9 protein-coding genes and 1 pseudogene are annotated in these 8,939 nt (G+C 43.1%); 9 read left to right on the forward strand and 1 reads right to left on the reverse strand.

Annotated elements, in window-relative coordinates; all coding sequences use genetic code 11:
• Nucleotides 1–70 precede the first annotated feature (70 nt).
• The 4 genes from EWV68_RS18970 to EWV68_RS18985 all read left to right on the forward strand — a co-directional run bounded on the left by EWV68_RS18970 (nt 71) and on the right by EWV68_RS18985 (nt 4,664).
• Nucleotides 71–2,623: a formylglycine-generating enzyme family protein gene (locus EWV68_RS18970; RefSeq protein ID WP_287170716.1), complete on the forward strand. Its 2,553-nt coding sequence runs from the start codon at nt 71–73 to the stop codon at nt 2,621–2,623.
• 304 nt (nt 2,624–2,927) lie between these two features.
• On the forward strand, nt 2,928–3,179 hold the full coding sequence (locus tag EWV68_RS18975; RefSeq protein ID WP_193978352.1) for a UPF0175 family protein: 252 nt from the start codon (nt 2,928–2,930) through the stop codon (nt 3,177–3,179).
• Nucleotides 3,172–3,657 (forward strand): PIN domain-containing protein, encoded by a 486-nt coding sequence (locus EWV68_RS18980; protein WP_287170717.1) that lies wholly within the window; start codon nt 3,172–3,174, stop codon nt 3,655–3,657. The genes EWV68_RS18975 and EWV68_RS18980 overlap by 8 nt, the downstream gene beginning before the upstream one ends.
• A 203-nt stretch (nt 3,658–3,860) precedes the next feature.
• Nucleotides 3,861–4,664 carry a formylglycine-generating enzyme family protein gene (locus EWV68_RS18985; protein WP_287170718.1) on the forward strand — a complete coding sequence of 268 codons (804 nt, stop codon included), beginning with the start codon at nt 3,861–3,863 and terminating at the stop codon, nt 4,662–4,664.
• A 255-nt stretch (nt 4,665–4,919) separates the two neighbouring features.
• Here EWV68_RS18985 and EWV68_RS18990 read toward each other — a convergent pair whose 3' ends face one another.
• Nucleotides 4,920–5,831 (reverse strand): hypothetical protein, encoded by a 912-nt coding sequence (locus EWV68_RS18990; RefSeq protein ID WP_287170719.1) that lies wholly within the window; start codon nt 5,829–5,831, stop codon nt 4,920–4,922.
• A 166-nt stretch (nt 5,832–5,997) separates the two neighbouring features.
• On the opposite strand from EWV68_RS18990, the pseudogene EWV68_RS18995 reads away from it, so the two are divergent.
• The 5 genes and pseudogenes from EWV68_RS18995 to EWV68_RS19015 form a co-directional block, all read left to right on the forward strand.
• Nucleotides 5,998–6,198, forward strand: a pseudogene (locus EWV68_RS18995) (PhoH family protein); the annotation flags it as partial.
• 24 nt (nt 6,199–6,222) lie between these two features.
• Nucleotides 6,223–7,191 carry a cysteine synthase A gene (locus EWV68_RS19000; protein WP_061431995.1) on the forward strand — a complete coding sequence of 323 codons (969 nt, stop codon included), beginning with the start codon at nt 6,223–6,225 and terminating at the stop codon, nt 7,189–7,191.
• 158 nt (nt 7,192–7,349) lie between these two features.
• On the forward strand, nt 7,350–7,628 hold the full coding sequence (locus tag EWV68_RS19005) for a hemolysin XhlA family protein (RefSeq protein ID WP_004162819.1): 279 nt from the start codon (nt 7,350–7,352) through the stop codon (nt 7,626–7,628).
• Nucleotides 7,629–8,068: 440 nt separating this feature from the next.
• Nucleotides 8,069–8,395: a DUF433 domain-containing protein gene (locus EWV68_RS19010; protein WP_287170721.1), complete on the forward strand. Its 327-nt coding sequence runs from the start codon at nt 8,069–8,071 to the stop codon at nt 8,393–8,395.
• A gap of 3 nt (nt 8,396–8,398) precedes the next feature.
• Complete coding sequence (locus EWV68_RS19015; protein ID WP_287170720.1) at nt 8,399–8,737, forward strand: DUF5615 family PIN-like protein; 339 nt, start codon at nt 8,399–8,401, stop codon at nt 8,735–8,737.
• Nucleotides 8,738–8,939: the final 202 nt, after the last annotated feature.

The following is an 8,939-nucleotide window of genomic DNA, read 5'->3' on the forward strand; positions in this document are numbered from 1 at the left end:
GACCAGAACAGAGTAAATCTGTTAAGGCAGGTGCGGAACCCCGCAAGGGAAAGAAGCAGAAACCTAAATCGTGAGGTTTGGGAATCGCCGTCCGTTTTACGGCGGCGAGGATGTCAACCAAAAGATAGACTCAGCCACCCAAAGACAAATAAACCTAAACAGCACCGTACAGAAATCGGCCGAGTATAGCATCGGCAAGAAAGATGGCAGTTTAGCTCTAATACCCGTTTACCAAGCCAAAAAAGTCCGTTCCCTAGAGGTAGTTTTACTGATTGAAGAATGGGCCTCCATGGTCTTTTGGAAAGAAATGGCCGGGGAAATCCGCGATTGGCTAGAACAAATCGGGGCCTTTCGGGATGTCAAACTCTACCGCATCGGATGGGACGAAGACAGGCAAAATTTAGCCATCCGCACCTACTCTAACGATACTTGCTCAATTCACCCAAAAGATCTCATCCATCCTCGCGGCGAAAGACTTATCCTCTTCTACAGTGATTGTACTTCCCCAGACTGGTATCAAGGACGCTATAACCAAGCTCTTCAGGACTGGGGAAAACACCAAATCGTCACCCTGCTTTCTCCCTTCCCGGAAGCAATGTGGGAAAGAACCGCCCTTAGTCGAGGTTGGTTCGTCTCCCTAGTCAACCAAACCCCCCGGAAACCTTCACAAAACTGGAGATTTACCTCTATCCCCCTGCTGCTACAAATTGAGAAGGAAGAGGAAAATCAACATATTCTCAGAGAAACAATCCAAAAAACCTACTTTCCCCTACCCACCATCTCCCTAACCCCTTCATCTTTAAAAGCTTGGGCGCTCGTTGTCAGTGGTGACAGCAACGCCACCTGTGCGGGGGTACTACTAGAAAAATCCCCCCAAAACAGAGAAATACCCGCAACTATTTCTCCGGAGATGTCTGGGAAGCAAGCTCTAGAACTATTCGCTAGTACCGCCTCACCTCTAGCTTGGGAATTACTGAAAAAATTAGCCGCAGCCCCGGTAAATCTTCCCATCATCCGTCTTATTCAAAGCAAACTTTTAAGCGCCTCTAACCCCCTAAACATAGCAGAAGTCATCCTTAGCGGTTTTCTCAAAGTCTATCTAGGAGGGGAACCAGTGAAGTGGGACAAAGGAGGTAAATTTAACTTTCATACTCCCCCCAACAGCCTAGATTTTGAATTTGATGATGAAGTGAGAGAGCTTCTGCTCACTGAACTAGGGAATAGCCGCGCCTTAGAGGTAATTTTTGTCCTCTCGGAATACATCGCCCAAAAACTTAACCTGAGTACCACCACCTTTTTTGGTCTTATTCTTACCAATCCCCAAGTTCTCCTCGGCAAAGAAGCAGCTAATCTAGTCCGCGCCTTTGCCAAGGTATCTGCTAAGGTTTTCCAAAAGCTAGGGGAAGCAAAGTACCAAGAAATTAGCCAAAAGCTGCAATCTATGGTTGACTCACCTCCACCCCCACCGGTTGAGGAAAAGTGGCTGAGGAAATATAAAACCGTAACCATAGCTAAGGTAAAAGAGCTTACGCGAGGAGAGGAAATATTGTTTCAACTGCTCAAGCATAGACTTAAGGATTTCAGCGTAGAAGATGGGGAACTGTATCAGCGTCTTCGTTTAACCCCTGAGCAGCTTAAAATTTTGGCAAGCGAAGAAATAACCGCCGAGACAATGCCAGTCCAGTTTAGGGAAGTCTTGGATAACACAGAAGAAGAAATCATCACCGAGAAATTTAACCTAACCCTGTTCAAGTCTGAAACCGTTTTTGTGGATGAGACGGGACAAATTACCGCTAAAGAACCCGTGAGAGCCTTCTACTTTCAAGAAAATCCCCCCAGCTTAAAAATGCTCTATATTCCTTCGGGGGAGTTTTGGATGGGAACCGAAGCGGAGGAAATAGCGCAGCTAGTGAAAAAATACCGTAGGGATTGGTTCAAACGAGAATTCCCCAGACATTTAGTAAAAATCGCCCCGTTTTACCTAAGTCAAGCTCCGATTACCCAAGCTCAATGGTTATATATTGCCCAAAGGGAAGATTTAAAAGTAGAGCGAGATTTAAACCCAGAGCCATCGCGGTTTAAAGGCAGCACAAACCCCGTTGAAAATGTATCTTGGTTAGATGCCGTAGAATTTTGCCAAAGGCTCTCTAAAATGACCAAGAAACAGTATCGGCTACCCAGTGAGGCGGAATGGGAGTATGCTTGTCGTGCTGGAACCACCACTCCCTTCCACTTCGGAGCAACCCTCACCTCAAATTTAGCTAACTACGATGCTACGCAACGCTTTGCTAAGGAACCAGCAGGAGAATATCGCGAGGAAACCACCCCAGTGGGGCAATTTTCCCCCAATGGTTTTGGTTTGTATGATATGCACGGAAATGTCTGGGAGTGGTGTCAGGATGACTTCCGGGAAAATTATCGACGCGCACCTAATGATGGTAGTCCTCGGCGAGAAAAGAGCAAAAAACAGCAAAATCAGGCAAATAAAGCTCTGCGGGGCGGTTCTTGGTACAACTATCCATATAACTGCCGTTCTGCTTTCCGCGGCGACTCCGACCGCCGCGACGACAGCGACGACTACTACGGTTTTCGGGTGGTGTGCGGTGCTGGGAGGACTTTGTAACCCTTTTTCTCTTTTTTTCCTTTTTACCCTTTTTCTCTTTTTCGATTTTTTTTGAACAAATGTACTATATGAGGTTGGCTGATCAGTAGCTGGTTATAATTAAATTGAAGACGGGTTTTGGGTTTTCCCCTTATCAAGGTAGGGTTGATTCATGAATCAACCCTACAATCAAACCTAGAATCAACCCTACAATCAAACCTAGAATCAACCCTACAATCAAACCTAGAATCAAACCTATCAACCCTACAATCAACCCTATCAACCCTACAATCAACCCTACAATCAATTAATCCTAGTATTCATCATGTACCAAATCACTCTTTCCCTACCCGATGAAACCGCTCTCGCTTTACATCTCACCCCAGAACAACTAGGACAGGAAATCTCTCTTCTTGCTGCCATTAAACTTTATGAATTGGGAAAACTTTCCTCTGGCAGTGCTGCCAACTTAGCAGGTATTCCGCGAGTTGTTTTTCTCTCTAAACTTGCAGACTATGGAGTTGATACCTTCCGACTCAAGGAAGCAGAATTAATCGAGGATCTGGCTAATGCCTAACGTCATTGCCGATACATCACCGATTCAATACCTCTATCAGACTAACTTACTTGACTTACTACCGAACTTTTACGGACAGATAATTATTCCTTTTTCAGTAGCTCAAGAGTTAGCCGTTGGAAAAGCTTCTGGAATCTCTTTACCTGATATAACCTCCTTAAGTTGGATAATTATTCAACAAGCAAAATCAGTTTCTCTTTTACCCCTTGTCACTGATTTAGGAAAAGGAGAAAAAGAAGTATTAGCTTTAGCAATAGAAATTACCGATTCTCTCGCTTTACTTGATGATAGCTTGGCGAGACGATATGCAAATTTATTAGGAATAAAACTCACTGGCACAATGGGAATATTATTAAAGGCTAAACAAAATGGTTATATACACCGTATTGAGCCAATTCTTAATCAACTAGAATTGCTGAAGTTTCGCTTAGATGCCACTACTCGTACTTCTGTGTTAAAATTAGCTGGTGAAGGATAGAGTATAAAATCAATTTTTAATTTAATTATAATTACTTACTTAGGGCTTGCTGAAAAAGTACGGGCGAAGCATTCGGATAGAAAATCTACGGTTTCACCGATAGGTTATGCCCGAATGCTTCGCCCCTACAGGACGCGGGCCGATACAGAACACTAAAACCCTTACCTCGTCTATATTTCACATTTATTCAGTAAACCCTACTTATGCCTACAATAATCATCCAAAAGACCCAAAAACGTCTTTTAATCTATAGAGAAAAACTCACCGATGAACTAGACATAGAATTAGTCAAAATACCATCGGGAACCTTTACAATGGGTTCTTCAGAACAAGAAAGTGGTAATACAAGTGAAAAGCCGCAACACAACGTCACCCTGAAAAACTTCTTGATGGGTATTTATCCCATTACCCAAGCTCAATGGTTATATATTGCCCAAAGAGAAGATTTAAAAGTAGAGCAAGATTTAAAACCAGAGCCATCGGAGTTTAAAGGCAGCACAAACCCCGTTGAAAGGGTATCTTGGTTAGATGCCGTAGAATTTTGCCAAAGGCTCTCTAAATTAAGTAAAAGAAAATATAGGCTACCAACGGAAGCTGAGTGGGAGTACGCTTGTCGAGCGCAAACCAAACCCTTAAATCTCCACAAAGGAGAAACCTACCCCCCCTATCACTTTGGGGAAATTCTTACCCCAGATTTAGCCAACTATAATGGCAATCTCCAAAAAACCACCCCTGTTGGGCAATTCTACGCCAACGACTTTGGTTTATATGATATGCCCGGAAATGTCTGGGAGTGGTGTCAAGATGATTGGCGCGAAAATTATGAGGAGATAAAAAAGAGCAAAAAACAGCAAAATCAGGCAGATAAAGCTCTGCGGGGCGGTTCTTGGTACAGCCATCCTTATCTCTGTCGTTCCGCTTACCGCAGCAGCCTCATCAGCCGCGACCGCTTCCTCGAGAAATGCTACGGTTTTCGGGTGGTGTGCGGTGCTGGGAGGACCCTGTAACCCTTTTTCTCTTTTTTCCCTTTTTACCCTTTTTCGATTTTTTTGAGCAGATGTACTATATGTGTACTATAAAAGGATTGAGAGAATTATCATGAGTAGAAAAAGGGTTTCTCGGAGAAACCCTTTTTCTGTGGGGTATAAATTGCTTGTTGAGACGAGACAAGAGGCAATAGTAAAGGGATTGGGGGAAGTTCAACTAATCTAAGAATAAGCGGTTTAAATGCGTCTTAGCTTACATCAACAGCCGCTCAGTTATTAGTATTCTCCCCCATCATTTTTTTTCTGGTCTAAAAGATGATTATAGATCACACTTTTGAGAGATTGCCAAAAAGGAACTAATAAAATATTCAGAAGTAAGAAAATAGTAGTCAAAAACATCGCCATTTGTTGGAAAAAAAGAGGATTTTCCGCGAGCGTTTGCCAGTCCTCTACCGATTCCAAACTACTATAAAAAGAGGAAAAATTGACCCAAAAGGGAATTGAAGCCAAAGCCCATGACAGAATATAAACTGGAATAATTAATAAACTGGCAATAAATATCACTCCCACAATTCTCCAAGCCGAGTTTTTAGTTAAATGCCAACCTCTCTTGATTGCTTGCCAACTGCCTAAATTATCTTCAATTACTAAGGGCAATTCGGCAATGTAAATGCGAGCAGATAACCAAAGGAAGAAAAAAGGAAGACAGAAAAAAGCCAGTAAAATAAGCAATACACCAAGGATGGGGATAAAACTTACTAGCACCAGAGACAGCGTTATCGGCAAGATTATTGCCGCTCCCAACAAAAAGATCAAAACCTGCATCCACCACAAGCGCCACATTTTCGGCTTAACTTTTTTTTCCGCTTGTCCGGAAGTTTCTGGCTGATAAATGATGTCTTGAAAAGCTAATCGTGAGATAACCGCACTATTGAAAAGATACTTAGCGGCCGAGAAAATTTGTACTGGGAAAAGAAATAAACGTAAACCGATATCGCTGCCTTCTTCGGGGGTAATTGTTTGATAAAGTAATTGACTGAGAATTAATTGCAAAACTAAGGGAAGAAGCGACCACAAACAGGCGCGGACAGCAAAGAATACATAAGTTGGGAAGCGATCACGATAAAGACGGAAGGCAGTATTAATGGTATTTCCAATAGTTAAAGGCTCGATGGAATTGTTAGTCACGGTGGGACTCCTTACAGAATGCCACCACTATATTAGGTTAGGTAACGAATCACAGCTAAAAAACTTCCAATTTAATCAATATTTCCAGCTAAGACAACAATTTTGCTAAAGTGGTAGAAATTGGCCAACGATTCAATTCCCCGGTTGAGAAAGGGCGATCGCATTGATGGTCTTAACTCTCTTGGGATTCGGTTCGCGCATGGTAGTAACAGGAGATGTCACCCAAACCGATTTACCGCAACAACAGGAATCGGGGTTAATTGCCGCTCAAAAAATCCTAAAATCAGTAGAAGGGATCGCTTTTTCTTACCTATCGCGGGCCGATGTGGTGCGTCATCCCTTAGTACAAAAAATCGTCTCAACCTAGGAACAGCACGAAAAATAACAGATTATGGATATTAAACATGGTTTCGTCGATGCGGTGGGTAATACTCCTCTAATTCGTCTCAATAGTTTTAGCGAGGAAACCGGCTGCGAGATTCTCGGTAAGGCCGAATTTCTTAACCCCGGTGGTTCGGTCAAGGATCGGGCCGCTTTATATATTATTCAAGAAGCGGAAAAAGCCGGTACTCTCCAACCGGGGGGAACCGTTGTCGAAGGAACCGCCGGCAATACTGGCATCGGTTTGGCCCATATCTGCAATGCTAAAGGTTATAAATGCCTGATTATCATTCCCGATACCCAATCCCAAGAGAAAATCGACCTATTGAGAACATTGGGTGCAGAAGTGCGTACTGTTCCCGCCGTTCCCTACCGAGATGCCAATAATTACGTTAAATTATCGGGGAGATTGGCCAGTGAGATGGAAAATGCTATCTGGGCCAATCAATTCGATAATCTGGCTAATCGTCGCGCTCACTACGAAACCACCGGCCGGGAAATCTGGGAACAAACCGACGGTAAAATTGATGCTTGGGTGGCTGCCACGGGAACCGGGGGAACCTACGCGGGGGTGGCGATGTTTTTAAAAGACCAAAATCCCCAGGTGCGTTGTGTGGTGGCGGATCCGATGGGTAGCGGTTTATATAGTTATGTGAAAACCGGGACAATTACCCTGGAAGGTAGTTCAATTACTGAAGGGATTGGTAATAGTCGTATTACCGCTAATATGGAAGGCGCACCCATAGATGATGCCATTCAAATTGATGATCCCACTGCCATCAAAGTTGTTTATCAACTATTACAAAAAGATGGTTTATTTATGGGGGGTTCTGTGGGTATTAATGTGGCTGCTGCCGTGGCTTTAGCTAAACAAATGGGACCGGGCCACACCATCGTTACTGTTCTTTGTGATGGTGGGTCCCGTTATCAATCTCGTTTATATAATCCTCAATGGTTGGCTGAGAAAGGATTGGCTTAATCAGAAATTATCGGCTCATAAATTAGTTGAGATCATGGTAGCGGTACGGCAACAATTAGAGAAGGCAGCAGGGGAAAATGAGGCGCTTCGGTTGGGCAAACACTTAAGATAAGATAGACAATAATACTGATAACTATCATTATTAGGAGAATCATCAGATGTCAGTTACTATTGAACAAGACCTCAAGGAAATTTTAGGTTCAATTAATCAGAAGTTAGATAATCTGCAAAAAGATGTTATGGATATTAAAATAGTACAGGCAAGATTAGAGGAAAAAGTCGATAGTTTAGAAAAAGATATTGAAGGAGTAAAAGAAGATACAAAAGAATTAAAAGGCTCTCAGAAAGCCCAGATTTGGACGTTAATCGGCATCTTGGGAACAGCTTTAATAGGAACAGTTATTCGCTATATTATTCTCCCTTTTCCTCAATCATAATTAGGGTTTGCGGCAAAAAGTTTTTCCTGGGGGCAGGGTGTGGGGTGTGGGGTGTAGGGTTTTACCGATTTTGAGGTAGTCAGTTACCTAATTTTCAGGGAAAAAGTCCAGGAATTTTACCCCCGATCACTCCAATGGTAGGCACTTTTTGAGGAAAAATTAACACTACCTCAATTTTCTCAAAAAAATCGACCCGTCGCTAGGCGGGAGACAAAGGGCAAAAGAGCAAAAGAACAGAGGGTTAAACTCCTGGGGAGACACACGCAACCCGAATGATAAAGGTGGTGCGTTACGGCGGATTGTTAATTTGAGTTTTTTGACCGAATTGATAGCCGCAAACACGCACCCTAGACTCTACTAAAAGTGGGAGTTTTTCAACCCAAATTTTCTGGTAAAATGATTAGGGATAATTGGCCAAAACTGTATGGGGATTTAAGCCTGTGATCATCAAAGAGTTAGAAGAGCAACTTCTTGCCCTCAAACCTAGGGAAAAAGTGCAGGTAATCCAGTTACTTGCTCAAAGTCTTGGTGGTGATTGGCAGGGAATTGAGAAAACGCCTAAAGTTTGCGGCGGACAAGCCTGCATTGCCAATACAAGAATTCCAGTTTGGGTGTTAGTAGAAGCTCGTCTTCTTGGTTATAGTGATGCTGATTTATTAACAAGTTATCCAACTATTAAAGCTACGGATTTAGCCAATGCTTGGGTATATGCGGCGGCTCATGAAGATGAGATTGATTTACTCATTGAGCAGAATCAGGCAGTTTAGGGGATGGCACGTTTTTATGCAGATGAGCAGTTTCCTTTGCCGGTTGTGGAATTGTTGAGAAATTTGGGGCATGATGTTTTGACGGTGCAAGAAGCGGGAAACGCTAATCAACGGATACCTGACGAGCAGGTGTTGGCATTTGCTGTCAGTCAAGAGCGAGCCATTTTGACGATCAATAGAATTGATTTTATCCGTTTGCATCGTCGTGATGATCAGCATTTCGGGATTGTGGTTTGTACGATTGACATCCTCGCCGCCGTAAAACGGACGGCGATTCTTCACCACGCCACTTTTTTAGGGTGGTCGCTGAACGGGGTTGACGCTTCACCGAAAAACGCTTAATTGCTTAAGTCTGACTCTTTCGACCCGTCCGTTTTGAGTGTCCGAATGCCCTCCGGCCACTTTGAACAAGTCGAAAAAATCTAATGTTCAACCTTATTTCCTAGAAAGTTTTACTCGTTCAAGGCCGAATTTGAATTCTTTTCTGAACAAAACCCCCTACTATCTGTTGTCAAGGTTCAGTTTTTAGCTTGGTTATCGCTTT

Origin of the sequence: Microcystis sp. M_QC_C_20170808_M9Col (assembly GCF_007095495.1) — a bacterium.
GTDB classification, from domain to species: Bacteria; Cyanobacteriota; Cyanobacteriia; order Cyanobacteriales; family Microcystaceae; genus Microcystis; species Microcystis aeruginosa.